General features: G+C 59.6%; 23 protein-coding genes. 20 read left to right on the top strand and 3 right to left on the bottom strand.

The window, feature by feature from the left end; genetic code table 11:
* The 6 genes from ACMGGQ_RS01140 (at position 1) to ACMGGQ_RS01115 (ending at position 5811) form a co-directional block, all read left to right on the top strand.
* Positions 1-777, top strand: a complete 777-nt coding sequence (locus tag ACMGGQ_RS01140; RefSeq protein WP_420289498.1) for a molecular chaperone — start codon at positions 1-3, stop codon at positions 775-777.
* Positions 698-2986, top strand: coding sequence for a fimbria/pilus outer membrane usher protein (locus ACMGGQ_RS01135; protein ID WP_420289497.1), 2289 nt, complete (start codon positions 698-700; stop codon positions 2984-2986). The genes ACMGGQ_RS01140 and ACMGGQ_RS01135 overlap by 80 nt, the downstream gene beginning before the upstream one ends.
* On the top strand, positions 2977-3933 hold the full coding sequence (locus tag ACMGGQ_RS01130; protein WP_420289496.1) for a spore coat U domain-containing protein: 957 nt from the start codon (positions 2977-2979) through the stop codon (positions 3931-3933). The genes ACMGGQ_RS01135 and ACMGGQ_RS01130 overlap by 10 nt, the downstream gene beginning before the upstream one ends.
* A gap of 126 nt (positions 3934-4059) precedes the next feature.
* Positions 4060-4800: a winged helix-turn-helix domain-containing protein gene (locus ACMGGQ_RS01125; protein WP_045907718.1), complete on the top strand. Its 741-nt coding sequence runs from the start codon at positions 4060-4062 to the stop codon at positions 4798-4800.
* 1 nt (position 4801) lies between these two features.
* Positions 4802-5275 carry a hypothetical protein gene (locus tag ACMGGQ_RS01120; RefSeq protein ID WP_048028616.1) on the top strand — a complete coding sequence of 158 codons (474 nt, stop codon included), beginning with the start codon at positions 4802-4804 and terminating at the stop codon, positions 5273-5275.
* A 29-nt stretch (positions 5276-5304) separates the two neighbouring features.
* Complete coding sequence (locus ACMGGQ_RS01115) at positions 5305-5811, top strand: GNAT family N-acetyltransferase (RefSeq protein ID WP_045907850.1); 507 nt, start codon at positions 5305-5307, stop codon at positions 5809-5811.
* 228 nt (positions 5812-6039) lie between these two features.
* Here the strand turns inward: ACMGGQ_RS01115 and tsr are convergent, their stop codons facing one another.
* Together tsr and hpaR are read right to left on the bottom strand one after the other, a co-directional pair.
* Positions 6040-7704 (bottom strand): methyl-accepting chemotaxis protein, encoded by a 1665-nt coding sequence (gene tsr, locus ACMGGQ_RS01110; RefSeq protein WP_045335615.1) that lies wholly within the window; start codon positions 7702-7704, stop codon positions 6040-6042.
* 83 nt (positions 7705-7787) lie between these two features.
* Complete coding sequence (gene hpaR / locus ACMGGQ_RS01105; protein ID WP_045907716.1) at positions 7788-8228, bottom strand: homoprotocatechuate degradation operon regulator HpaR; 441 nt, start codon at positions 8226-8228, stop codon at positions 7788-7790.
* Between the two features lie 270 nt (positions 8229-8498).
* On the opposite strand from hpaR, the gene hpaG reads away from it, so the two are divergent.
* From hpaG to yjiA, 14 genes are all read left to right on the top strand, one after another.
* Positions 8499-9776: a 4-hydroxyphenylacetate degradation bifunctional isomerase/decarboxylase gene (gene hpaG, locus ACMGGQ_RS01100; protein WP_069720119.1), complete on the top strand. Its 1278-nt coding sequence runs from the start codon at positions 8499-8501 to the stop codon at positions 9774-9776.
* The gene (hpaE, locus tag ACMGGQ_RS01095; protein WP_420289495.1) at positions 9773-11239 is read left to right on the top strand and encodes a 5-carboxymethyl-2-hydroxymuconate semialdehyde dehydrogenase; all 1467 of its coding nucleotides are present in this window, start codon (positions 9773-9775) and stop codon (positions 11237-11239) included. Before hpaG ends, hpaE begins: the two co-directional genes overlap by 4 nt.
* Before the next feature lie 2 nt (positions 11240-11241).
* Positions 11242-12093 (top strand): 3,4-dihydroxyphenylacetate 2,3-dioxygenase, encoded by an 852-nt coding sequence (hpaD, locus tag ACMGGQ_RS01090; RefSeq protein ID WP_014830538.1) that lies wholly within the window; start codon positions 11242-11244, stop codon positions 12091-12093.
* Between the two features lie 9 nt (positions 12094-12102).
* A complete protein-coding gene (locus ACMGGQ_RS01085) occupies positions 12103-12483 on the top strand; it encodes a 5-carboxymethyl-2-hydroxymuconate Delta-isomerase (RefSeq protein WP_420289494.1) in 381 nt (126 codons plus the stop codon).
* Positions 12484-12588: 105 nt separating this feature from the next.
* Entirely contained in the window at positions 12589-13392 is an 804-nt protein-coding gene (gene hpaH / locus ACMGGQ_RS01080; protein WP_024908290.1) for a 2-oxo-hept-4-ene-1,7-dioate hydratase, read from the top strand.
* Between the two features lie 9 nt (positions 13393-13401).
* Entirely contained in the window at positions 13402-14199 is a 798-nt protein-coding gene (gene hpaI, locus ACMGGQ_RS01075) for a 4-hydroxy-2-oxoheptanedioate aldolase (RefSeq protein WP_045907712.1), read from the top strand.
* Between the two features lie 21 nt (positions 14200-14220).
* Entirely contained in the window at positions 14221-15573 is a 1353-nt protein-coding gene (hpaX, locus tag ACMGGQ_RS01070) for a 4-hydroxyphenylacetate permease (protein WP_111967186.1), read from the top strand.
* Positions 15545-16435, top strand: coding sequence for a 4-hydroxyphenylacetate catabolism regulatory protein HpaA (gene hpaA, locus ACMGGQ_RS01065; protein ID WP_044597194.1), 891 nt, complete (start codon positions 15545-15547; stop codon positions 16433-16435). Before hpaX ends, hpaA begins: the two co-directional genes overlap by 29 nt.
* A 195-nt stretch (positions 16436-16630) precedes the next feature.
* A complete protein-coding gene (hpaB, locus tag ACMGGQ_RS01060; RefSeq protein ID WP_420289493.1) occupies positions 16631-18193 on the top strand; it encodes a 4-hydroxyphenylacetate 3-monooxygenase, oxygenase component in 1563 nt (520 codons plus the stop codon).
* A 17-nt stretch (positions 18194-18210) separates the two neighbouring features.
* Entirely contained in the window at positions 18211-18720 is a 510-nt protein-coding gene (locus tag ACMGGQ_RS01055; protein WP_048028630.1) for a 4-hydroxyphenylacetate 3-monooxygenase reductase subunit, read from the top strand.
* A gap of 177 nt (positions 18721-18897) precedes the next feature.
* Positions 18898-19815: a helix-turn-helix transcriptional regulator gene (locus tag ACMGGQ_RS01050; RefSeq protein ID WP_334755742.1), complete on the top strand. Its 918-nt coding sequence runs from the start codon at positions 18898-18900 to the stop codon at positions 19813-19815.
* Positions 19816-20006: 191 nt separating this feature from the next.
* The gene (locus tag ACMGGQ_RS01045; protein WP_024908297.1) at positions 20007-22160 is read left to right on the top strand and encodes a carbon starvation CstA family protein; all 2154 of its coding nucleotides are present in this window, start codon (positions 20007-20009) and stop codon (positions 22158-22160) included.
* A gap of 96 nt (positions 22161-22256) precedes the next feature.
* Positions 22257-22460 (top strand): YbdD/YjiX family protein, encoded by a 204-nt coding sequence (locus ACMGGQ_RS01040; protein ID WP_003856610.1) that lies wholly within the window; start codon positions 22257-22259, stop codon positions 22458-22460.
* A 10-nt stretch (positions 22461-22470) separates the two neighbouring features.
* The gene (gene yjiA, locus ACMGGQ_RS01035; RefSeq protein WP_420289492.1) at positions 22471-23424 is read left to right on the top strand and encodes a GTPase; all 954 of its coding nucleotides are present in this window, start codon (positions 22471-22473) and stop codon (positions 23422-23424) included.
* 68 nt (positions 23425-23492) lie between these two features.
* Here the strand turns inward: yjiA and ACMGGQ_RS01030 are convergent, their stop codons facing one another.
* A complete protein-coding gene (locus ACMGGQ_RS01030; protein ID WP_420289491.1) occupies positions 23493-24851 on the bottom strand; it encodes an esterase-like activity of phytase family protein in 1359 nt (452 codons plus the stop codon).
* Positions 24852-24913 lie beyond the last annotated feature (62 nt).

Raw genomic sequence — 24913 nt, 5'->3', positions numbered from 1 at the left:
GTGCGTCGTTACCTTCCCTGCTTCATTTTGTGGCTCATGATGCTGGCGCTGCTGTCGCGCTACGCGCTGGCCGCCACGCTTCAGGTGGCCCCGGTAACGCTCGATCTGCAGAGCGACCAGCGGGCAGCGGCGGTCTATCTCACTAACAGTGGGAAAGCGGCTATCCATGCGCAGATTCGGGTATACGAATGGACGCAAAAAAACGGTAAAGATGTGCTGGTGGCCACCGGGGAGGTGGTCACCAGCCCGGCGATGACATCACTGGCGCCGGGCCAGCAGCAGCTGGTGCGCATTATCGTCATGCAGCCCGGCAACCGTGCGCAGGAACAAAGTTACCGGCTGGTCATCGACGAACTGCCGGACGCCGCGTCCCGTGCCGCCAACCCCTCCGCGGTACACTTCCTGCTGCGCTACTCGATTCCGGTGTTTATTGCCGGGAACCAGAGCGCGCCCGTCAGCCACGATGCCCTGAGCTGTGAGCAGGCAGACATACCGGCCACTCTCCGCTGCTTTAACGCCGGAAACCGCCACATCCGCCTGAGCCACCTTGAGGCCCTGACGGCCGATGGGAAAGTTGTAGGGTCGATTAAAGGCCTGGCGGGCTATGTGCTCCCGGGACAAACCGCCCTTTTATCGCTCAAGCAGCCCACACGTCACGCGCTCAGCACGCTGCGCGTCTATCTCAATGATGACCATCATGCCAGCCAGATACCTCTGCGCCCGCTCGCTTCTCGCGCTCCTGTTTTGGCTACCGCTCATGCTGTCAGCCGGGACTGATCCCGCCGACACCGTGCAATGGCTGGCCATTACCGTGAACCACGCCCCGCGAGGCGAACTTTGGGCCTGCCGGGTGGTGGATAATGCGCTATGGATAAGCCGCAGCGACATGAAAAAGCTGGGGCTTCACGCCCCGGAGGATCGCGCCGGGTGGGTTGAGCTGACCTCCCTGCCAGGCCTGAAGGTCAATCTCGACGTGCTGTCCCAGCAGGTTTCAATTACCGCAGAGGCCGACGCGCTCGAAGGCCAGCAGCATCTGACCGTCTCAAAGCCCGCGCCGATGTACCGCTATCCCGATGCGCAGCCCGTCAGCGCCTATACGCTCGGATACGCGCTCTACGCCAGCGACGTACAGGGGAAGCGCCAGCTTAACGCCCAGACCATGCTGACCGCGTCCGGCGGGCTGCCCGGAACGTTCAGCAGCAGTTTTTCAAGCCATGCCGGGGAGGAAAACAGCGCCGGTCGACCGACCCACACGCGTCTCGAAACCCGCTGGCAGTGGGATAACACCGACTCGCTGACCACGCTGGCGCTGGGCGACAGCGTCACCACCGGTACCCGTTGGAGCCGACAGGTGCGCTTTGGCGGGCTGCACTGGGCACGTAACTTTGAGCTCAATCCCCAGCTCAATACCGAACCGCGCAGCCGCTACAGCGATACCGCCGTACTGCCTTCCACGGTCGATTTGTATATCGACGGCCTTAAGCAGAGCAGCCAGCGCGTCACGCCGGGAGACTTTCTGCTGGATACCCTGCCCTCCTTCACCGGAAGCGGGCAGGCGGAGGTGGTCATTACCGATATCAACGGCCAGCGTCGCGCCGTACAGCTCGATCTCTACGGCGCGCCGGGCATGCTGGCGGAAGGGCTCAGCAGCGGTTCGCTGGACATCGGCTGGATGCGCGAAAACTACGCCCTGCACTCCGACGACTATGCCGCCTCGCCGCTGCTGGACGCAGGCTGGCGCTATGGGGTGAATAATCACCTGACGCTGGCGCTGCATACGGAGCAGCAGCGCAGGCTGCGCAACGTGGGCGCGGGCGCTGACTGGCTGGTCTCCCCCGCCGTAGGGGTGCTCAGCCAGCACGTTGCCGTGAGCGACAGCCCTTACGGTCAGGGCGTTCAATGGGGCCTCGGCTGGCAGTGGAACGGCAGAGGAACGGGCATTTCTGCCAGCACCGTCCGTACCGAAGCGGATTTCGCCGACAACGCCCGCATGAGCGGTGCCGCGCCCGTCAGGCGCAGCGACAGCGTGTGGGTAAGCCAGTCCATCCCCCATTTCGGTACCGTGGGCGCGGGCTGGGTACAGCAGAACATTCAGGGCAGCACAGAGCGCTACCTCAACGCCTCCTGGTCGGTGTCGCTGCCGGCACACATCTCCACCACGCTGAGCTACACCCGCTCGTTTACGGATGCGTCGAGTCACGTTCAGCTGCTGTTTTCCGTCCCATTGGGTCGCGAGGACACGCTCTCCGCTCAGGCCAGCCGGGATACGCCGCGCATGGATTACCGCCACCAGCCGGACGATGAGGCCGGCGGCTGGTCATGGGAGTTGGGCCAGGGCTTTGGCGAACGACGTGAAAAATATGCGGACGTAGGCTATCTGGGCCGCGCGGGCGAATGGCACGTTGGGCTGCAGCAAGGTGCCAGCCAGGGCAACCAGTACGCCTCCGCCGAAGGTAGCCTGACGCTGCTCGACGGCAGCCTGCACGCGCTGCGCTACATCCAGCAGGGCATGGCGCTGGTCTCCACGCACGGTATTGGGCACGTACCGGTGATGCTGGAAAACCGCCCGGCCGGTGAAACGGATGAGGACGGTTATCTCCTGCTGACCGATCTGCCGCGCTACCACAACAGCAAAGTCAGCATTAACCCGCTCGATCTGCCCGCCGATGTGATCGCCCCCGTCACCGACATGCATGCCAGGCCGGGCAACAGCAGCGCGGTCAAAGTCGAGTTTAACGTCCATCACGCCGTCACGGTTCAGGCCCGGCTGGTCGACGGCCGCCGCAGGCCGCTCCCGCTGGGCAGCGTCGTGTCAACGCCGCAGGGTGCCACCATCGTGGGACGCGACGGCTTTATCTGGCTTGAAGATCCGCCCCTGCCGGGTGAGCTGGTGGTGAAGACCGGTGAGGGGGAGTGCCGGGTCACGCTTCCGGCGCCGCGCACCGGGTCATCTATACAGAATATCGGAGAACAATTGTGTCATTAAAAGCACCGTTATTATTGCTGCTCGTCCTGTCCGTGAAGGCGATGGCGGCAGCCTGCTGGATAACCTCCATGCCCGCCATTAACTTTGGCAACGTCGTGGCGGGCAATACCACCTCCGTCAACATCGAGGTCAAGTTTAGCTGCCAGGCCGACAACGAGGGCAAGACGGAATATCTCAACGTCTGCCTGAGCAGCGTAGACGCCCCGCCCTTTGAGATGATCTCGCCGGGGGATCAGGAGGGGAAACAGTACACCCTCCTCTTCCGCCTGCTGAACGGTGCAGCTCGCTCTCAGGAGCTGGGGCCTGCCAGCAGCGGGAACCTGATTCAGCAAACCCTGGCCGCGGAGAGCAATGCCAACGTCAGCGGTACCTTTCCGCTTATCGCGACCATTCCGGCAGGGCAAAGCCAGCTTCCGGCCTACCACTATTACAACTACAACATGAATCTGCGTATCGCCTGGCACAGCGCCCTGCGTCAGGATGCCCTGCAAAACTGCTCGGACGGTTCCGCAGAGGGGGAGCAGGTGCAGGGCGGCACCAGCGCGCAGGCCGAAATCAGCCAGGGATGCTACATCGAGCGCGTGACGCCCCTTAACTTCGGCACCCTGACCAGCACCGCGACCCTGCGTCCGACGCGTTCCACCGCCACCCTGACCACGCGCTGTCCGGCCGGAACCGCGTTCACCCTTGCCATGGGCAAAGGCAACCATGCCAGCGGTAACCAGCGGCAGCTCTGCAACAGCGAGGGCCAGTGCCTGCGCTACGGGCTCTGGCAGGATGAGGCGGCCACGCAACGCTGGGGAGATCAAAGCAGCGGCGATGCGCTGCAGGTCACCAATCCCGCTGGCGGCACCCAGAACTACACCGTTTACGGCGAGGTCCCGGCGCAGCCGCTAACCGGCACCGGGGAATTTATTGATGACGTGATTATCACCCTGACTTATTAAATCACCCAAAATCCTGTCTGGATCAATGTTATCGGTAACAGTGGCGTTAAAATAGCCAGCAGTGCTGCCCGGAAGGCGTAAACCTTCTCTTTTTATTCGTTATCTCTGTTTTTATTACAAGAACTTATGAAATACCTGCTTGCTGACGCCATCGTCTACAACGACGAGGACGGTTCTGTTTCTCTTATCAATGCGCCGGATGAGGATGCGCAGCTCCTCACCTGTACGGCCAATACCATCATGAAGCTGCTGGTTCAGCATCATGGGAACGTGGTTGAACGGGAAACCTTTCTCCAGGAAGTCTGGGATCGTCGAGGGCTCCAGGGGTCTAACAACTCCTTAAACCAGTACATCAGCATTCTGCGCAAGATGCTGGCGACCCTGCTTCCCGACGCGCTGTTTATCGTTACCGTACCGAAAACGGGCTTTATGCTCAGCGCAGACGTCACGGTCACTCCGCTGGAGGAGGCTCCGCCGACCGCCGAAACGGCGAAACCTGCATGGCGCGTTCGCCCGGAATGGCTGTTCTGCGGCGCGCTCACGCTGGTCGTCGTTGCGCTATGCCTCTGGATCGCGCTCATCAAGCCGGAAAATTCACAGCGGGAGATCCATCTGCTGACGCACATTGGCACCTGCCCGGTCTACACCTTTACGCCGCTGGCGGACGTGTTTCACGGGAAGGCGATTACGCTGGCGCAAACGCTTCAGAAGGACGGCCATCTTCCGTGCCTGAAAAATTCAATTTTCTACATGCACATTCAGAGAACGCTTTTCTACGGCCACGAAGGGCGGCTGGTGCTCTCCCAATGTTCCCTCACGCAGGGTAAAGCCAGCGCCTGTCGTACGCTTTACTATTACGAGTGGTGATATGAGACACAAAAAAGTTTGGCTAATCCTGATCCTCAACCTGCTGCTGCTGGGCACTGTGCTGGCATGGTACTTTCACACGCCCCCGCTGTCGGTGGCCTGTGACGGAAACCTGACCTTCTCCGACCGGCGCGACAGTCACGATTTCACCTTTGACGGTGAGATCATTATGCGTTTTCATCCCGACAAAACCGGGTACATCACGGTTAACGGCAGCGTGGTGAATGCCCCACGCAGCTGGGAGGTTTCCCGCCAGGAGATGTTTAAATGGCGTCACGTGGAAGGCGAACTGTATGAGATCGTTATTCAAAAAGTGGAGCGTTTTAGCCATGACGCCATGCCGCCCGGGGTCTTTGAAAAATACGTTGCCGGCCTGACGCTGGGCAATAAAAGGCTTCTGACGATCGAGCGCACGCCGGAAGACGCGCTGGTGATCAGCAATTTCTATTCGCCGGTGCTTATCTGCTCGGAATAATGTCGACGGGTCAGGTTATACTTGCCGCCATGACTATTCGCATTCGCCCCACCACCCGCAACGACGTTGCTGCCCTGTCCGCCATTGAACGCGCGGCGGCCGGGCGCTTCCGTGACTTCCCGGCACTCGCCTGGCTTGCCGACGGCGAGGTCATTTCCGCTGAGCAACACCTCGGCTATGTCGAACGTGGGCTAAGCTGGCTGGCGCTGGCAAACGACCACCCCGTCGGGTTTATCCTTGCCGAAGCCCATCCGTCATCACTGTTTATTGTCGAACTCTCGGTTGATCTGGACTGGCAGGGAAAAGGGATCGGCAGGCAGCTCATCGCCTGCGTGGCAGACCATGCCCGTAACAGAGGGCTGACAGCGCTGACGCTGACGACGTTCAGGGACGTCCCGTGGAATGCGCCGTTCTATGCACGGCTGGGGTTTGAAAAAATGACGACGCTGACGCCTGAACTGCGTCAGAAAAGGGAAGAAGAGACAGCGCACGGTTTCGTGTATGAAACGCGCTGCGCCATGCGCCTGCCTCTGTAATATCGCCCGGTGGCGCTGCGCTTACCGGGCCTACAAAACCCTGAACCGTAGGCCGGGTAAGGCATAGCCGCCACCCGGCAAAACCACGAACCGTAGGCCGGGTAAGGCGCAGCCGCCACCCGGCAAAACCACGAACCGTAGGCCGGGTAAGGCGCAGCCGCCACCCGGCAAAAGCCACGAACCGTAGGCCGGGTAAGGCGCAGCCGCCACCCGGCACAACTTACGGCGTTAGAACGTTTCCCAGTTATCACCTGCATCAGCGGTAACCGTTTTACGCGCCATCGCCGGTGCTGCAACGGTTTTCGCAGAAGCGAACTCGCGCGCTTTCATCTGCTCCTGCTGAATGCGGAACACCGCCACGGCCTGCGTCAGACGGCTTGCCTGCTCTTCCAGTGCGGCTGCCGCTGCGGCAGACTCTTCCACCAGCGAGGCGTTCTGCTGGGTCACGCGATCCATCTCTGCCACCGCCAGACCGACCTGGTCGATACCGCGGCTCTGCTCGTCAGACGCAGAGGCGATTTCGCCCATGATGTCCGTGACGCGGGTGACCGCATTCACGATCTCACCCATGGTTTCACCGGCACTTTCGACCAGCGTTGAACCCACTTCCACGCGCCCCACGGAGTCTTCAATCAGGCTCTTGATCTCGCGTGCCGCCTGGGCGCTGCGCTGGGCCAGGTTACGCACTTCACCTGCTACCACCGCAAAACCGCGGCCCTGCTCGCCCGCACGCGCCGCTTCTACCGCCGCGTTCAGTGCCAAGATGTTGGTCTGGAAAGCAATGCCGTCGATCACGCTGATAATGTCGGCAATTTTCTGCGAACTGCCCGCGATATCGCGCATGGTCTGCACCACGTTATCCACCACTTTGCCGCCTTTCTGCGCGGTTTCGGAGGCGCTCAGGGCAAGATGGCTCGCCTGACGGGCGTTCTCGGCGTTCTGCTTAACGGTCGCCGTCAGCTGCTCCATGCTGGCAGCGGTCTCTTCCAGGGAAGCGGCCTGCTGTTCAGTACGGGAGGAGAGGTCATTGTTGCCCATCGCGATTTCACTCGCGCCGCTGTAGATCGCATTCGCGCCGTTACGCACGTCGCCAACGGTACGCACCAGCTCGCCCTGCATATGGCGCAGCGAGTCGGCCAGTTCACCCATCTCGTTGGTGCCCTGAACTTCAATACGCTTCACCAGGTCGCCGCTGGCGATATGGCGAATGTTGTCGATCAGACGATTCAGCGGGGAGATCAGCGTCTGCTTGATGTTCAGCCAGACGGCCACGATCACCACCAGCACGGCAATCAGGACGCTGATCAGCACCCAGATAGCCTGGCTGTAGGAGCTGTTGCTGTCTTCGACCGCCATCTGGTACAGCTTGTCGTTCTGCTGCAGGTAGCTCACGTACTGCTTCTCAAAACCGTCCTGGTAACTCTGGGTCGGCTGGTCGAAGAAGGCGTTGATTTTGCCCGCGCCCAGCAGCTGGATCAGCTCCGCCAGCGCGCCGTGGTAAATATCATAGTTACGCTTGATCTCCATGGCATCCGCATCGCTTTGACGCGGATCGCGCGGCAGGGCTTCGTAGGCAGCCCAGTTTTTTTCCGCCTGTTTCAGAGACGCAGAGGCGATTTGCATCAAATCGTTCACGGTCGCGCCGCTGCCGATATTGCTCTGATCCATCATGTAGCGGATACCCGCGCGGTTCAGGGTATTACGGGTTTGCAGCAACGCTACCCAGCTGGCGTTCAGCGTGGACTGTTGCTGGCGAATGGTTTGCAGGACGGTGAAATTCTCTTTGTCATTCTTCAGAGCATTAAAGAAAAGACCACCGGATGTGAGTTGTAAAAGGCCAAATATCGCTAAAACCAGCATTAAGCTGGTGACAATCTTGATACGGTTTAACATGTTTTCTCTTTCCTCAGACAGATACAGAATTTTCGGCCTGGAAAGGGAAAACTTTACGAAATTCATCCTGGAATTTGTGGTTTTTACTCTTCATCCCGCGCTGCGTTATGACGGTTTCCGAGTTCAATAAACTCTTCCAGCAGCGCCGTCAGCTGCTTCATCTTCTCCGGCGTATATTCCGCCTCAATCTGCTGATACGCCTCTTCCACCTGCGCCTGGGCGTGCTCATACAGCGCATTGCCCTCTTTGGTCAGCGAGACGTACAGCTTGCGCTGGTCGTTCACCGGCTTTAAGCGCAGCACCAGACCGTCGCGCTCCATGCGCGTCAGGATGCCGGTCAGGCTCGGGCGCAGGATGCAGGTGCGAAACGCCAGATCGTGAAAATCCATCGACGGATGTTCAGCCAGCACGCGCACAATACGCCACTGCTGCTCGGTAAGATTATGGCGCTTCACAATCGGGCGGAAGTAGGACATCGCCGCTTCCCGCGCCTGCAGCAGCGCGATGGTTAATGAATCATGCATAGCCTCTTCCCTTCACATCATTAACAAGTAAACAATCACTAAAAGATGTTTTTATAAACAACACGTTTTCTGCCAAAAAGTCTAACAGAAACCCATTAATTTTATTAACCACCTGATTTTACTATACATAAAAAAGAATATGTAAATTTATTGTTATTCATATCACAAATTTTTCACTTCTGATTGCGAAATAAACAGCAAAAGCATAAAACCAGATCATTAACATATTAATGAAATCCAAACCGGACCTCCGGCCTGAGGAGTATGTGAATGAAAGGTACCGTTTTTGCCGTCGCCCTCAACCATCAAAGCCAGCGCGAAGCCTGGCGTGAGGCGTTTGAAAAAGCCCCCTACAACACGCCGCCGAAAACGGCGGTGTGGTTTATCAAACCGCATAACACCGTGATTCGCGCGGGCGAGCCCATTCCGTTCCCGCAGGGGGAAACGGTGCTGAGCGGCGCCACGGTGGCGCTGGTCGTGGGCAAAACCGCCAGCAAGGTGCGCGTGGAGGACGCCGCGGAATATATTGCGGGATACGCGCTCGCCAACGAGGTGAGCCTGCCGGAAGAGAGCTTCTACCGCCCGGCCATCAAGGCCAAATGCCGGGACGGATTCTGCCCGCTTGGCGAACCGGTCGCCGTTGATAACGTGGACAACCTGACCATCATCACCGAGATCAACGGCCGCGAAGCGGACCACTGGAACACCGCCGATCTGCAGCGTAACGCTGCCGAACTGCTGAGCGCCCTGAGCGAGTTCGCCACCCTTAATCCCGGCGATGCGATCCTGCTCGGTACCCCGCACAGCCGCGTTGAGATCCGCCCGGGCGATCGCGTGCGTATTCTGGCAGAGGGGTTTCCGCCGCTGGAAAATCCGGTGGTGGATGAGCGCGACGTCGCTAACACACACCGCACGCCGCCGCATGCCACGCTGTTTGCCCTCGGTCTGAACTATGCCGATCACGCCAGCGAGCTGGACTTCAAGCCGCCCACCGAGCCGCTGGTCTTTATCAAAGCGCCGAACACCTTCAACGGCGACAACCAGACGTCGGTGCGCCCGAACAACGTCGAGTACATGCACTATGAAGCGGAGCTGGTGGTGGTCATCGGCAAAACGGCGCGTAAGGTGAGCGAAGCCGAGGCGATGGACTATGTTGCGGGCTATACGGTCTGCAACGACTACGCCATCCGCGACTACCTGGAAAACTACTACCGCCCGAACCTGCGGGTGAAAAGCCGCGACGGGTTGACCCCCATTTCCCCCAACATCGTGCCAAAAGAAGCCATTCCCGACCCGCACAACCTCGCCCTGCGCACCTTCGTCAACGGCGAGCTGCGCCAGGAAGGCACCACGGCGGATCTGATCTTCAGCATCCCGTACCTGATCGCGTACCTGAGCGACTTTATGACCCTGCAGCCGGGCGACATGATTGCCACCGGCACGCCGAAGGGGCTCTCCGACGTGGTGCCGGGCGATGAGGTGGTGGTGGAAGTGGAAGGCGTGGGACGCCTGGTGAACCGAATTGTGAGTGAGGAGACGGCAAAATGAAAAAGATAAACCATTGGATCAACGGTAAAAACGTCGCGGGCAGCGACTACTTCCACACCACTAACCCGGCCTCCGGCGAGGTCCTGGCTGAAGTGGCCTCCGGCGGTGAAGCCGAAATCCATCAGGCCGTTGCCGCCGCCAAAGAGGCGTTCCCGAAGTGGGCCAACCTGCCGATGAAGGAGCGCGCGCGCCTGATGCGTCGTCTGGGCGATCTGATCGACCAGAACGTGCCGGAGATCGCCGCCATGGAAACCGCCGATACCGGGCTGCCGATCCACCAGACCAAAAACGTGCTGATCCCGCGCGCCTCGCACAACTTCGAATTTTTCGCCGAGGTGTGCCAGCAAATGAACGGCAAGACCTATCCGGTTGACGACAAGATGCTCAACTACACCCTGGTGCAGCCGGTGGGCGTCTGCGCGCTGGTGTCGCCGTGGAACGTGCCGTTTATGACCGCCACCTGGAAGGTCGCGCCCTGTCTGGCCTTAGGTAATACCGCGGTGTTGAAGATGTCCGAGCTCTCCCCGCTGACCGCCGACCGTCTGGGCGAACTGGCCCTCGAAGCGGGTATTCCGGCGGGCGTGCTGAACGTCGTTCAGGGCTACGGCGCGACGGCAGGCGATGCGCTGGTGCGGCATCACGACGTGCGCGCGGTCTCCTTCACCGGCGGCACCGCCACCGGACGCAACATCATGAAAAACGCCGGGCTGAAGAAGTACTCCATGGAGCTGGGCGGCAAATCCCCGGTACTGATTTTTGAAGACGCGGATATCGAGCGCGCGCTGGACGCCGCCCTGTTCACCATCTTCTCCATCAACGGTGAGCGCTGCACCGCCGGCTCGCGCATCTTTATCCAGCAGAGCATCTACCCGGAATTCGTCAAGCGCTTTGCCGAGCGCGCCAACCGCCTGCGCGTGGGCGACCCGACCGATCCGAACACCCAGATTGGCGCGCTGATTAGCCAGCAGCACTGGGAGAAAGTCTCCGGCTATATCCGCCTCGGTATCGAGGAAGGCGCAACCCTGCTGGCGGGCGGCCCGGACAAACCGATCGATCTGCCTGCACACCTGAAATGCGGCAACTTCCTGCGCCCGACGGTGCTGGCGGATGTTGATAACCGCATGCGCGTGGCGCAGGAGGAGATCTTCGGGCCGGTGGCCTGCCTGCTGCCGTTCAAGGACGAAGCAGAAGGGCTGCGCCTGGCCAACGACGTGGAGTACGGCCTGGCGTCGTACATCTGGACCCAGGACGTCAGCAAAGTGCTCCGTCTGGCGCGCAATATCGAAGCGGGCATGGTGTTCGTGAACACCCAGAACGTGCGCGATCTGCGCCAGCCGTTTGGCGGCGTGAAGGCCTCCGGCACCGGCCGCGAGGGCGGCGAGTACAGCTTCGAGGTGTTCGCGGAGATGAAGAACGTCTGCATCTCCATGGGCGACCATCCGATTCCAAAGTGGGGGATCTGAAAATGGGTAAATTAGCGTTAGCGGCAAAAATCACCCACGTGCCGTCGATGTATCTCTCCGAGCTGCCGGGTAAAAACCACGGCTGCCGCCAGGGCGCCATCGACGGACACAAAGAGATCAGCAAGCGCTGCCGGGAGCTGGGCGTCGATACCATTATCGTCTTCGACACCCACTGGCTGGTGAACAGCGCCTACCACATCAACTGTGCGGACCATTTTTCGGGCGTCTACACCAGCAACGAGCTGCCGCACTTTATTCGCGACATGACTTACGACTACGACGGCAACCCGGAACTCGGCCAGCTGATTGCCGACGAGGCGGTGAAGCTTGGCGTGCGCGCCAAAGCGCACAACATTCCGAGCCTCAAGCTTGAGTACGGCACGCTGGTGCCAATGCGCTACATGAACGCGGATAAGCACTTCAAGGTGGTCTCCATCTCGGCGTTCTGCACGGTTCACGACTTCGCCGACAGCCGCAGGCTGGGCGAGGCCATCGTCAGCGCCATTGAAAAATACGACGGCACCGTGGCGGTGCTCGCCAGCGGCTCGCTGTCGCACCGCTTTATCGACGACCAGCGCGCGGAAGAAGGGATGAACAGCTACACCCGCGAGTTCGACCGCCAGATGGACGAGCGCGTGGTGAAGCTGTGGCGCGAGGGTCAGTTCAAAGAATTCTGCAGCATGCTGCCGGAGTACGCCGACTACTGCTACGGCGAGGGCAATATGCACGACACGGTGATGCTGCTGGGCATGCTCGGCTGGGACAAATACGACGGCAAGGTGGAGTTTCTCACCGAGCTGTTCGCCAGCTCCGGCACCGGCCAGGTCAACGCCGTTTTCCCTCTGCCCGCGTAAGGAGCCACCATGCCGCACTTTATTGCTGAATGTACCGACAACATCCGCGAGCAGGCCGACCTGCCGGCGCTGTTCGCCAAAGTGAACGAGGCGCTCGCCGCCACGGGCATCTTCCCTATCGGCGGTATCCGCAGCCGCGCACACTGGCTGGACACCTGGCAGATGGCCGACGGAAAACACGATTACGCCTTTGTCCATATGACGCTGAAGATTGGTGCCGGGCGCAGCCTGGAGAGCCGGGAGGCCGTGGGGGAGATGCTGTTTGAGCTTATCAAAGCGCACTTCGCGGCGCTGATGGCGAGCCGCTACCTGGCGCTGTCGTTTGAGCTCGACGAACTGCACCCGACGCTTAATTACAAACAGAACAACGTGCACGCATTGTTTAAGTAGCCGTCTGCTTGCCCGGTGGCGCTGCGCTTACCGGGCCTACAACGGCTCGAACGTAGGCCGGGTAAGCGCAGCGCCACCCGGCAACAGCAGCATAAAGGATACGCCATGCTCGACAAACATACCCATACCCTGATCGCCCATCGTCTGCATCAGGCGGAACAGTCCCGGGAGCAGATCCGCGCGATCTCGCTGGACTATCCGGAGATTACGATTGAAGACGCCTACGCCGTCCAGCGCGAATGGGTGAGCCTGAAGATCGCCGAAGGCCGCGTGCTGAAGGGCCACAAGATCGGCCTCACCTCCAAAGCGATGCAGGCCAGCTCGCAGATCAGCGAGCCGGACTATGGCGCGCTGCTGGACGACATGTTCTTCCATGACGGCAGCGACATTCCCGTCGATCGCTTTATCGTCCCGCGCATTGAAGTGGAGCTGGCGTTCGTGCTGGCAAAACCGTTGCGCGGCCCGAACTGCACGATCTTCGACGTCTATAACGCCACGGATTACGTCATCCCCGCGCTGGAGCTGATCGACGCCCGCTGCCACAACGTCGACCCGGAGACCCAGCGTCCGCGCAAGGTCTTCGACACCATCTCCGATAACGCCGCCAACGCGGGCGTGATCCTCGGCGGCCGTCCGATTAAGCCCGACGAGCTGGACCTGCGCTGGATCTCCGCCCTGCTCTACCGCAACGGCGTGATCGAAGAGACCGGCGTGGCCGCAGGCGTCCTGAACCACCCGGCCAACGGCGTGGCGTGGCTGGCCAACAAGCTTGCGCCGTACGACGTGCAGCTTGAGCCTGGCCAGATCATTCTCGGCGGCTCGTTTACCCGCCCGGTGCCCGCCAGCAGAGGCGACACCTTCCACGTCGATTACGGCAACATGGGCTCCATCAGCTGCCGCTTTGTCTAGGAGAGCACGATGCAAAACGCATTTAAAGCGGCGCTGAAAGCAGGCCGTCCGCAAATTGGGTTATGGCTGGGACTGACCAGCAGCTACAGCGCCGAGCTGCTGGCCGGAGCAGGCTTCGACTGGCTGCTGATCGACGGCGAGCACGCGCCGAACAGCGTGCAGACCGTCTTAACCCAGCTGCAGGCTATCGCCCCTTATCCGAGCCAGCCGGTGGTCCGCCCGTCGTGGAACGACCCGGTGCAAATCAAACAGCTGCTGGACGTGGGTGCGCAAACCCTGCTGGTGCCGATGGTGCAAAACGCCGACGAAGCGCGTCTGGCGGTACGTGCCACCCGCTACCCGCCTGCGGGCATTCGCGGGGTGGGCAGCGCCCTGGCGCGCGCGTCGCGCTGGAACCGCATTCCCGATTACCTGCAGCAGGCCAACGACGCCATGTGCGTGCTGGTGCAGATTGAAACCCGCGAGGCGCTGAAAAATCTGCCGCAGATCCTGGACGTGGAAGGCGTCGACGGCGTGTTTATCGGCCCGGCGGATCTGAGCGCCGACATGGGCTTTGCCGGCAATCCGCAGCACCCGGAGGTGCAGGCCGCCATTGAGCAGGCGATCGCGCAGATACGCGCTGCCGGTAAAGCTCCCGGCATCCTGATGGCGAATGAACCGCTGGCAAAACGCTATCTTGAGCTCGGCGCGCTGTTTGTTGCCGTCGGGGTCGACACTACCCTGCTTGCCCGCGGCGCGGAAGCGCTGGCGGCACGCTTTATCGAAACACCGGTTACGTCAGTTCATAACAATAAATCCGTCTACTAAACGTAAGATCTGGAGCGCACCATGACGACCTCTACCCTGCAACCCCATGATAATAAAGCTGTTGAACACCGCGTCATTCACAAGCTGTTCCGACGCCTGATTGTCTTTCTCTTTATCCTGTTTGTCTTCTCGTTCCTCGATCGCATCAACATCGGCTTCGCCGGGCTGACAATGGGTAAAGATCTGGGCCTCACGTCAACCATGTTTGGCCTGGCCGCGACGCTGTTTTACGTCACCTACGTGCTGTGCGGCATCCCGAGCAACATCATGCTGGCGAAGATCGGCGCACGCCGCTGGATCGCCGGGATCATGGTGGTATGGGGTATTGCCTCCACCTGCACCATGTTCGCCACCAGCCCCGAAACCCTCTACGTTCTGCGCATGCTGGTGGGCATTGCCGAAGCCGGTTTCCTGCCGGGTATTCTGGTCTATCTCACCTGGTGGTTCCCGGCCTATCACCGCGCCCGCGCTAACGCGCTGTTTATGATTGCTATGCCGGTCACCATGATGCTCGGCTCGATCCTCTCCGGGTACATTCTGGCGATGGACGGACTGTGGAACCTCAAGGGCTGGCAGTGGCTGTTCCTGCTGGAAGGGCTGCCGTCGGTGGTGCTCGGCGTGGTGACCTGGTTTTACCTCAACGACACGCCGGACCAGGCCACCTGGCTGGATGAGGACGAAAAGCAGGCGCTCAAAACGATGATCGCCCGCGAGCAGGAGGTCGCGATTGCCCAATCCGTCACGCCGCGTTCGACGCTGCGCGAGGTGCTGACCCCGGCGGTGCTGCTCTACACGCTGGCCTACTTCTGCCTGACCAATACGCTGAGTGCGATCAACATCTGGACGCCGCAGATCCTACAAAGCTTCAACACGGGAAGCAGCAATATCGTCATCGGCCTGCTGGCAGCGATCCCGCAGTTCTGCACCATCCTCGGGATGATCTGGTGGAGCCGCCGTTCCGACAGGCTGAAAGAGCGAAAAAAGCACACCATCCTGCCGTACCTGTTCGCCGCGGCGGGATGGATGCTGGCCTCCGCGACGGATCACAGCCTGATCCAGCTGCTTGGCATCATCATGGCCTCAACCGGATCGTTTACCGCCATGGCGATATTCTGGACCACGCCGGATCGGGTTATTAGCCTGCAGTCCCGCGCGGTGGCGCTGGCGGTGATCAACGCCATCGGCAACGTCGGCTCCGCCGTCAGCCCGCTGCTGATTGGGATCCTGCGCGACGCGACCGGCAGCTTCAGCTCGGGGCTGTGGTTTGTAGCCGGGCTGCTGGTGGTCGGCGCGCTGGTTCTGACGCGTATCCCGATGACGCAGCGGGATCAACAGAGGAACGATCATGTGCCAGAACCCTATCGCCAACATTGATATCAGCAAGGAGTACGACGAAAGTCTGGGCACCGACGATGTGCACTACCAGTCGTTCGCCCGCATGGCGGCCTTTTTTGGCCGCGACATGCAGGCGCATCGTCACGACCAGTACTTTCAGATGCACTTTCTCGATACCGGGCAAATCGAGCTCCAGCTCGACGATCACCGCTATTCGGTGCAGGCGCCGCTGTTTGTCCTCACGCCGCCGTCGGTGCCGCACGCGTTTATCACCGAATCCGACAGCGATGGTCACGTGCTGACGGTGCGCGAGGATCTGATCTGGCCGCTGCTGGAGGTGCTCTACCCCGGCACGCGGGAGGCGTTTGGCCTGCCGGGGATTTGCCTCTCGCTTGCCGACAGGCCGGACGAGCTGGCGGCGCTGAAGCACTACTGGCAGCTGATTGCCCGGGAATCCACGGAGCAGTTGCCCGGGCGCGAGCATACCCTGGTCCTGCTGGCGCAGGCGGTGTTTACGCTGCTGCTGCGCAACGCGAAGCTCGACGACCACGCCTCAGGCGGCATGCGCGGCGAGCTGAAGCTGTTCCAGCGCTTTACCCAGTTGATCGACACCCACTACCACCAGCACTGGACGGTGCCGGAATACGCCAGCGAGCTGCACCTGACCGAATCCCGACTGACCGATATCTGCCGCCGCTTCGCCAACCGTCCGCCAAAACGCCTGATCTTCGACCGCCAGCTGCGGGAGGCCCGACGCCTGCTGCTCTTCTCCGACAGCACCGTCAGCGAGATTGCCTGGCAACTGGGGTTCAAAGATCCGGCCTATTTCGCCCGCTTTTTTAACCGCTTAGTGGGGTGCTCGCCCAGCGCGTATCGGGCGCAGAAAGTACCGGTTTCCTGAACGCATCACGGTTCGTAGGGCGGGTAAGCGCAGCGCCACCCGCCGAAAAGCCGCACAGATCACAAAACCACATCCCACCCGAAAAGTACCCGTCGTTGTCCCAATCGTCCCTTCACGTTACGCCCCTCTCAGGCTTCAATTAAACAACAAAAACAAAACATAAATTTAACAAATCTATTCCGATACGAGGTCCCTATGAAGCCTGAAGAGTTCCGCGCAGACGCCAAACGTCCGTTAACCGGTGAAGAGTATTTAAAAAGCCTGCAGGACGATCGTGAGATTTATATCTACGGCGAGCGCGTCAAAGACGTCACCACCCACCCGGCATTTCGCAATGCGGCAGCCTCCATCGCGCAGATGTACGACGCGCTGCACAAGCCGGACATGCAGGACACGCTGTGCTGGGGCACCGACACCGGCAGCGGCGGCTATACCCACAAGTTCTTCCGCGTGGCGAAAAGCGCCGACGACCTGCGCCAGCAGCGCGATGCCATCGCCGAGTGGTCGCGCCTGAGCTACGGCTGGATGGGCCGCACGCCGGACTACAAAGCCGCGTTCGGCTGCGCGCTCGGCGCCAACCCGGCCTTCTACGGCCAGTTCGAGCAGAACGCCCGGAACTGGTACACCCGCATTCAGGAAACCGGCCTGTACTTCAACCACGCCATCGTTAACCCGCCGATCGACCGCCACAAGCCAGCGGACGAGGTGAAAGACGTCTACATCAAGCTGGAGAAAGAGACCGACGCCGGGATTATCGTCAGCGGCGCGAAAGTGGTGGCCACCAACTCTGCCCTGACCCACTACAACATGATCGGCTTTGGATCCGCGCAGGTGATGGGCGAAAACCCGGACTTCGCGCTGATGTTCGTCGCGCCGATGGATGCCGAGGGCGTGAAGCTGATCTCCCGCGCCTCCTACGAGATGGTGGCAGGCGTAACCGGATCCCCGTACGACTATCCGCTCTCCAGCCGCTTTGACGAGAACGATGCCATCCTGGTGATGGATCACGTGCTGATCCCGTGGGAAAACGTGCTGATCTACCGCGATTTCGACCGCTGCCGCCGCTGGACGATGGAAGGCGGCTTTGCGCGAATGTACCCGCTGCAGGCCTGCGTGCGCCTGGCGGTGAAGCTCGACTTCATCACCGCCCTGCTGAAGAAATCCCTGGAGTGCACCGGCACCCTGGAGTTCCGCGGCGTGCAGGCGGATCTCGGCGAAGTGGTGGCCTGGCGCAACATGTTCTGGGCGCTGAGCGACTCCATGTGTTCCGAAGCCACGCCGTGGGTCAACGGCGCGTATCTTCCTGACCACGCGGCGTTGCAGACCTACCGCGTGATGGCCCCAATGGCCTACGCCAAGATCAAGAACATCATCGAGCGTAACGTCACCTCCGGGCTGATCTACCTGCCGTCCAGCGCCCGGGATCTGAACAACCCGCAGATCGACCAGTATCTGGCGAAATACGTGCGCGGCTCCAACGGCATGGATCACGTCGAACGCATCAAGATTTTGAAACTGATGTGGGATGCCATCGGCAGCGAGTTTGGCGGCCGTCACGAGCTGTACGAAATTAACTACTCCGGCAGCCAGGATGAGATCCGCCTGCAGTGTCTGCGCCAGGCGCAGAGCTCCGGCAACATGGACAAGATGATGGCGATGGTCGACCGCTGCATGTCCGAATACGACCAACACGGCTGGACGGTGCCGCACCTGCACAATAACAGCGATATCAACATGCTGGATAAGCTGCTGAAATAGCGCAGCGGGAGGTTTTCATGCAATCAGAACAACGCCTGCGTTTTCGCGACGCGATGGCCAGCCTGTCGGCCGCGGTCAATGTTGTCACCACCGAGGGTGAGGCCGGACGCTGCGGCATCACCGCCACCGCCGTCTGCTCGGTCACGGACACCCCGCCGTCGGTGATGGTATGCATCAACGCCAACAGCGCCATGAACCCGGTATTCCAGGGCAACGGCAGGCTGTGCGTTAACGTGCTGAACCACGAGCAGGAGATCATGGCTCGCCATTTCGCCGGGATGACCGGTATGACGATGGAGGATCGCTTTGCCCTCTCCTGCTGGCAGAAAGGCCCGCTGGCGCAGCCGGTGCTCAAGGGCGCGCTGGCCAGCCTTGAAGGCGAAATAAGCCAGGTGCAAACCATCGGCACGCATCTGGTTTATCTTGTTGAAATTAAAAACATCATCCTGAGTGATGCGGGCCACGGCCTGATCTACTTCAGGCGACGTTTCCACCCGGTGATGCTGGAGGCGGAAGCCGCCGTGTGATCTCCCTCGCGCTGGCCTTTTTTCCGGCCAGCGCCGCTTTCTGCAAAAACTCCTAAGGTTTCCGCTAAATCACGCCGTTATATACCCATAAGAGAAATTTTCTGTGCCTGAATACTGACAGGTTGTGTCAGTGCACCCGCATCATTCAGCGCATGCCTATATATACAGGATGACCTTATGGCTAAAACGACGCGGAGCCGCTCGGCTGAACGTCTGGTCGATATTCTCCTTGAGCTACATTTAAACGGTGTGGTAAACCGCAGTGCGCTAATGGAGAAATTTAAAATTACCGAGCGCACCGTCTATCGGGATTTAAATGCACTCTCTCCCATTGTTGAACATACCGGTAACGGGCTATATCGTCTGATTCATTCTGCACAATCGCCCGGTGGACAAGGATTGCACCACACTCTGGCTAACTTTCTGAATGCCGACAGCTTTTTCCCTGAAAGAAATACGGAATTCTGGCAAAAGCTTGAAACGCGCGTAGACGAAAACCATATTCTTATTCTTGGTAATGAAGCGGAACACACGTTAGAACGCGATATTCGCCGTCATTTAACGAAAGTCGAGAAATCGATTAAAAACCATAATGTTTGCCAGATCGTTTATAAGGGAAAAACCCGCCTGATTAATCCCTATAAACTCATTAACAAAAAAAATATATGGTATTTACAAGCCACCGAAAATAGCCGGCTGAAATCCTTCTCATTGAGTCAGATTAGCTGGTTTGATATTCAGAAAACGACCTTCACTCCTGAAGAAAATGTCCTTGAGCTGCTGGAAAAAAGCCTTGATCCCTGGGTGTCCGAAGATACTTTCTCAGTGAAAATATTCATTAAAGATAATATTTCACATTACTTCCTGCGCCGCGATCTTCTGCCGGAACAGGAGTTGGTGGAGGAGCAACAGGGCGGCGTCACGCTGCGCTGCCAGGCGGCCCACGAGAACCAGATCCTGCCGCTGCTGTTCTACTGGCTCCCCCATATTCAGATACTGGAACCAAGCTGGCTGAAGGAGAAGCTCATCAGGACGCTGGAAAGCTATCTGGCCGTGGAGCGTACCCCGAATAATCAAGTGATCTCAATCACATAATTTCGCCCACTGGCGGCGAGCCGAAACCGCTCGTCGCCGCCTTTGACCGCTCACCCGGCACTTTCAACCACTCATTCATTTACCGTCCTTTACGCGCGCGTTGATCTGGCACGATCGCTCCAGCATTAATCAATACCTCCTCACAACGAACCCTGACCCTTTTTTCTTTACATAAAAAACCAGGTCTTACTATGGATACTAAAAAACTACTGAAGCACGTGCCCTGGGCCTTACTCGGGATCCTCGGCGCTTTTTGTCTGGCGGTTGTCGCATTACGCCGGGGCGAACACGTAAGCGCCCTGTGGATCGTGGTCGCGTCGGTTTCCGTCTATCTTGTGGCTTATCGCTACTACAGCTTATACATCGCGCAGAAGGTCATGAAGCTCGACCCGACGCGTGCCACCCCGGCGGTCATTAACAATGACGGCCTGAACTACGTGCCAACCAACCGCTACGTGCTGTTTGGTCACCACTTTGCCGCGATCGCCGGTGCGGGCCCGCTGGTCGGCCCGGTACTGGCCGCGCAGATGGGCTACCTGCCGGGTACGCTCTGGCTGCTGGCGGGCGTGGTGCTGGCGGGTGCGGTGCAGGACTTTATGGTGCTGTTTATCTCTTCTCGCCGTAACGGCGCCTCTCTGGGTGAGATGGTCAAAGAGGAGATGGGCCGCGTACCGGGGACTATCGCCCTGTTCGGTTGCTTCCTGATCATGATCATCATCCTTGCGGTGCTGGCCCTGATCGTGGTGAAAGCGCTGGCCGAAAGCCCGTGGGGTGTCTTCACCGTCTGCTCTACCGTACCGATTGCGCTGTTCATGGGGATCTACATGCGATTCCTGCGTCCGGGACGCGTGGGTGAAGTGTCGGTGATTGGTATCGTACTGCTGGTCGCCTCCATCTACTTCGGCGGCGTGATTGCGCACGACCCGTACTGGGGCCCGGCGCTGACCTTCAAGGACACCACTATCACCTTCGCGCTGATTGGCTATGCATTTATCTCCGCGCTGCTGCCGGTCTGGCTGATTCTGGCCCCGCGTGACTACCTGGCCACCTTCCTTAAAATCGGCGTTATCGTCGGTCTGGCGATCGGCATCCTGCTGATCAACCCGGATCTGAAAATGCCTGCGGTAACGCAGTACATCGACGGTACCGGTCCGCTATGGAAAGGCGCCCTGTTCCCGTTCCTGTTCATCACCATTGCCTGCGGTGCGGTCTCCGGCTTCCACGCCCTGATCTCCTCCGGTACCACGCCTAAGCTGCTGGCGAACGAGAAAGACGCACGTCTGATCGGCTACGGCGCGATGCTGATGGAGTCCTTCGTGGCGATCATGGCGCTGGTTGCCGCGTCCATCATCGAACCGGGTCTGTACTTTGCGATGAACACCCCACCGGCGGGTCTTGGCATTACTATGCCTAACCTGCACGAGATGGGCGGCGACAACGCGGCGCTGATTATGGCGCAGCTGAAAGACGCCAGCGCACACGCGGCGGCGACCGTCAGCTCCTGGGGCTTCGTGATTTCGCCTGAGCAGATCATGCAGACCGCGAAGGACATCGGCGAACCGTCCGTGCTGAACCGCGCCGGTGGCGCACCGACGCTGGCCGTCGGTATCGCACACGTGTTCCACAAAGTGCTGCCGTGGGCGGACATGGGCTTCTGGTACCACTTCGGTATTCTGTTCGAAGCGCTGTTCATCCTGACCGCGCTGGACGCCGGTACCCGTGCGGGCCGCTTCATGCTGCAGGACCTGCTCGGTAACTTCGTGCCGTTCCTGAAGAAAACCGACTCTCTGGTGGCGGGCATTCTGGGTACGGCGGGCTGCGTCGGCCTGTGGGGCTACCTACTGTATCAGGGCGTTGTCGACCCGCTCGGCGGCGTGAAGAGCCTGTGGCCGCTGTTCGGTATTTCAAACCAGATGCTGGCTGCCGTGGCGCTGGTGCTCGGCACCGTGGTACTGGTGAAGATGAAGCGCACCAAATACATCTGGGTCACCGTGGTGCCTGCGCTGTGGCTGCTGCTCTGCACCACCTGGGCGCTTGGCCTGAAGCTGTTCAGCGCCAACCCGCAGCTGGAAGGCTTCTTCTTCATGGCTAACCAGTACAAAGAGAAGATTGCCGCAGGCGGCGCAGACCTGACTGCCCAGCAGATTGCCAACATGAACCATATCGTGGTGAACAACTACACCAACGCGGGTCTGAGCATTCTGTTCCTGGTGGTGGTATACAGCATTATCTTCTACGGCATCAAAACCTGGTTGAAAGTGCGTAACGCTGAAGGCCGTACGGACAAAGAAACCCCGTACGTACCGGTGCCGGAAGGCGGCGTGAAGACCTCTTCACACCACTAACACAATGGCGGGTGGCGCTGCGCTGACCCGCCCTACAACGGTACTGTAGGCCCGGATCGCTGCGCGCCACCGGGCTTTTTCTTATCAGGACACGTTATGTTTGGTAACTTAGGCGAAGCAAAAAAATACCTCGGTCAGGCGGCGAAAATGCTGATTGGCATTCCGGACTATGACAACTACGTTGAGCATATGAAGACCAACCATCCGGATAAGCCATACATGACCTACACCGAATTCTTCCGCGAGCGTCAGGAAGCGCGCTACGGCGGAAGTGGAGAAGGCGGCGTCCGCTGCTGCTAAAGGAGAGACCATGACCCCGATTGCCGTTACCCTGCTGACCGGTTTCCTCGGCGCCGGTAAAACCACCCTGCTGCGCCACATTCTGAACGAGCAGCACGGCTTCAAAATCGCCGTCATCGAAAACGAATTTGGCGAAGTCTCCGTAGACGACCAGTTGATTGGCGATCGCGCCACGCAGATCAAAACCCTGACCAACGGCTGCATCTGCTGCACCCGCTCTAACGAGCTGGAAGACGCCCTGCTGGACCTGCTCGACAGCCGCGATCGCGGTGAAATCGACTTTGACCGTCTGGTGATCGAGTGCACCGGCATGGCCGACCCCGGCCCGATTATTCAGACCTTTTTCTCCCATGAGATCCTTTGCCAACGCTACCTGCTGGACGGCGTCATTGCCCTGGTCGATGCGGTCCACGCCGATGAGCAGATGAACCAGTTCACCATCGCCCAGTCTCAGGTGGGCTACGCCGACCGCATCCTGCTGACCAAAACCGACGTGGCGGGCGAAAGCGTTAAGCTTCGCGAGCGCCTGACGCGCATCAACTCCCGCGCGCCGATTTACACGGTGACGCACGGCGATATCGACCTGTCACAGCTGTTCAACACCAACGGCTTTATGCTGGAGGAGAACGTCACCGCGAAACCGCGCTTCCACTTTATGGGAGACAAGCAAAACGACGTGGCGTCAATTGTGGTGGAGCTGGATTATCCGGTGGATATCAGCGAAGTCTCCCGCGTAATGGAGAACCTGCTGCTGTCGTTTGCCGACAAGCTGCTGCGCTACAAGGGGATGCTGTGGATTAACGGCGAGCCCAACCGCCTGCTGTTCCAGGGCGTGCAGCGCCTGTACAGCGCCGACTGGGACCGACCGTGGGGCGATGAACCGCCGCACAGCGTGATGGTGTTTATTGGTATACAGCTGCCGGAAGAGGAGATTCGGGCGGCGTTTGCGGGTCTGAAGAAATAGCCTCCCCGCTTAACTATGCGCTCCGAACAATTCCCTCTCCCCTGTGGGGAGAGGGGTGAGCGGTAAACTTATTTCACCGCCTCCGGCAGCGTCACAATCCACAGCTCGCTGTCGGACTCCGGCTTCTTCAGCGGCTTCACGCTGAGCGTGGTTTCCACCGGTTTATCATCCAGCGTCAGCTTGCCTTCCGCGTTCACCCGGTAATCCTTAAGCTTCTTGCCCTCGACCGGGTTTTGCATCGCCACCTTCACGCCAAAGTCGTTATCGTTCGCCACCGCAAGCGTTTTGCTGTCGATCAGCGCCAGTCCTTCAGCCTTCTCCTGCTGCCAGCCCAGCGCGCGGAGATCGGCCACCTGCGTTTTTGACGCAAGCGTAATGCCGCGCTGCGCCAGGGTTTTCTCATCATCAAATTCCGGGTACTCGCCCGGCTTGTCAAAGGCGGAAAGATCGCTCGCCTTGCTGAGATCCACCTTGTAAATCAGGTTACGCATCCCGTCGTTTTTATCGCTTCCCTGCTCAATCAGCAGGATGTGCTGATTATCGAGCGCCACGATGTCGCCGATTTTGGCGTCGCTGTTTTTGTCGTAGGCCGCGCTGTCGATAGGGTAACCGTACATCTCGGTTTTGCCAGTCGCCGGATCAAAGCTCACCAGACGGGTGAACAGCGCCTGCTTTTTGCTCTTACCGTCGATGTCCAGCGTGCTCTGCACTGCGGCGATAATGCGTCCGTCCGGCATCCGGGTCAGGCCTTCAAAGCCCCGGTTGGGCTGGCGCCATTTGATGATGTTTGGCAGACCGCCCGCGATGGATTTTTCCCCTTCCGCGGCCTGCGGCCCGTGGATCGCGAGGATCTTGCCTTTGCTGTCGACGTTAATCAGGAACGGGCCGTACTCGTCGCACAGCCAGTAGCCGCCTTTGCCGTCCGGCGTGATGCCTTCCGTATCCAGTCCGCGGTTGTCACCCTTGAGCGTCTTTAAGGTATCGCTGAACGCCACTTCATTGGTGGAACCAATCACGCCGCTTTGCAGCGGCAGACCGTTAATCTCGCCTTTATCGTCATGCAGCGGGCGGGCATCAACCGCCTCCGCTTTGCCGTTCTGGACGCGGATGGTCATCAGCAGCGGCGCGAAATCTGGCGTGACAAATATTTTGGCTTCGTTTTTACCCATTTTTGGCGCATCGGCGTTGGGACCGCGATCGGTCACGGTCGCAAACGTCAGGGCATCGCCCTGCTTGCCCGTAAACAGCAGGCCAGAACCAATCCCCACCGGGAGCCCGTTCGGAAACGCATCGGCAAACGCGCCGCTGTATTTCACATGGGAGCCCTCGGGGAAGCTGACGACATAGCGCTCAGCGGTAGGCTGTGCCGCCAGGCCAGAGAAAGAGAGCGCACAACCGATAAGCACAGGAATAATTTTTCTTTTCATATTGTTAGCATCCAGTAAGTGAAGCCAACAACGTAAAGAATAAACGTGTCAGAAAAATGACA

This window comes from Enterobacter sp. BNK-13, from assembly GCF_048685015.1.
GTDB lineage: Bacteria > Pseudomonadota > Gammaproteobacteria > Enterobacterales > Enterobacteriaceae > Enterobacter > Enterobacter quasiroggenkampii.
The sequence above is the reverse complement of the archived record's forward strand: the minus strand, read 5'-3'. Positions and strand labels throughout refer to the sequence as shown.

Excerpts from the sequence above, each read along its gene's own strand:
- ACMGGQ_RS01135 (WP_420289497.1), top strand. The coding sequence starts at position 698 with ATGCCAGCCAGATACCTCTGCGCCCGCTCGCTTCTCGCGCTCCTGTTT.
- ACMGGQ_RS01125 (WP_045907718.1), top strand. The coding sequence starts at position 4,060 with ATGAAATACCTGCTTGCTGACGCCATCGTCTACAACGACGAGGACGGT.
- ACMGGQ_RS01120 (WP_048028616.1), top strand. The coding sequence starts at position 4,802 with ATGAGACACAAAAAAGTTTGGCTAATCCTGATCCTCAACCTGCTGCTG.
- ACMGGQ_RS01115 (WP_045907850.1), top strand. The coding sequence starts at position 5,305 with ATGACTATTCGCATTCGCCCCACCACCCGCAACGACGTTGCTGCCCTG.
- tsr (WP_045335615.1), bottom strand. The coding sequence starts at position 7,704 with ATGTTAAACCGTATCAAGATTGTCACCAGCTTAATGCTGGTTTTAGCG.
- hpaR (WP_045907716.1), bottom strand. The coding sequence starts at position 8,228 with ATGCATGATTCATTAACCATCGCGCTGCTGCAGGCGCGGGAAGCGGCG.
- hpaG (WP_069720119.1), top strand. The coding sequence starts at position 8,499 with ATGAAAGGTACCGTTTTTGCCGTCGCCCTCAACCATCAAAGCCAGCGC.
- hpaE (WP_420289495.1), top strand. The coding sequence starts at position 9,773 with ATGAAAAAGATAAACCATTGGATCAACGGTAAAAACGTCGCGGGCAGC.
- hpaD (WP_014830538.1), top strand. The coding sequence starts at position 11,242 with ATGGGTAAATTAGCGTTAGCGGCAAAAATCACCCACGTGCCGTCGATG.
- ACMGGQ_RS01085 (WP_420289494.1), top strand. The coding sequence starts at position 12,103 with ATGCCGCACTTTATTGCTGAATGTACCGACAACATCCGCGAGCAGGCC.
- hpaH (WP_024908290.1), top strand. The coding sequence starts at position 12,589 with ATGCTCGACAAACATACCCATACCCTGATCGCCCATCGTCTGCATCAG.
- hpaI (WP_045907712.1), top strand. The coding sequence starts at position 13,402 with ATGCAAAACGCATTTAAAGCGGCGCTGAAAGCAGGCCGTCCGCAAATT.
- hpaX (WP_111967186.1), top strand. The coding sequence starts at position 14,221 with ATGACGACCTCTACCCTGCAACCCCATGATAATAAAGCTGTTGAACAC.
- hpaA (WP_044597194.1), top strand. The coding sequence starts at position 15,545 with ATGTGCCAGAACCCTATCGCCAACATTGATATCAGCAAGGAGTACGAC.
- hpaB (WP_420289493.1), top strand. The coding sequence starts at position 16,631 with ATGAAGCCTGAAGAGTTCCGCGCAGACGCCAAACGTCCGTTAACCGGT.
- ACMGGQ_RS01055 (WP_048028630.1), top strand. The coding sequence starts at position 18,211 with ATGCAATCAGAACAACGCCTGCGTTTTCGCGACGCGATGGCCAGCCTG.
- ACMGGQ_RS01050 (WP_334755742.1), top strand. The coding sequence starts at position 18,898 with ATGGCTAAAACGACGCGGAGCCGCTCGGCTGAACGTCTGGTCGATATT.
- ACMGGQ_RS01045 (WP_024908297.1), top strand. The coding sequence starts at position 20,007 with ATGGATACTAAAAAACTACTGAAGCACGTGCCCTGGGCCTTACTCGGG.
- ACMGGQ_RS01040 (WP_003856610.1), top strand. The coding sequence starts at position 22,257 with ATGTTTGGTAACTTAGGCGAAGCAAAAAAATACCTCGGTCAGGCGGCG.
- yjiA (WP_420289492.1), top strand. The coding sequence starts at position 22,471 with ATGACCCCGATTGCCGTTACCCTGCTGACCGGTTTCCTCGGCGCCGGT.
- ACMGGQ_RS01030 (WP_420289491.1), bottom strand. The coding sequence starts at position 24,851 with ATGAAAAGAAAAATTATTCCTGTGCTTATCGGTTGTGCGCTCTCTTTC.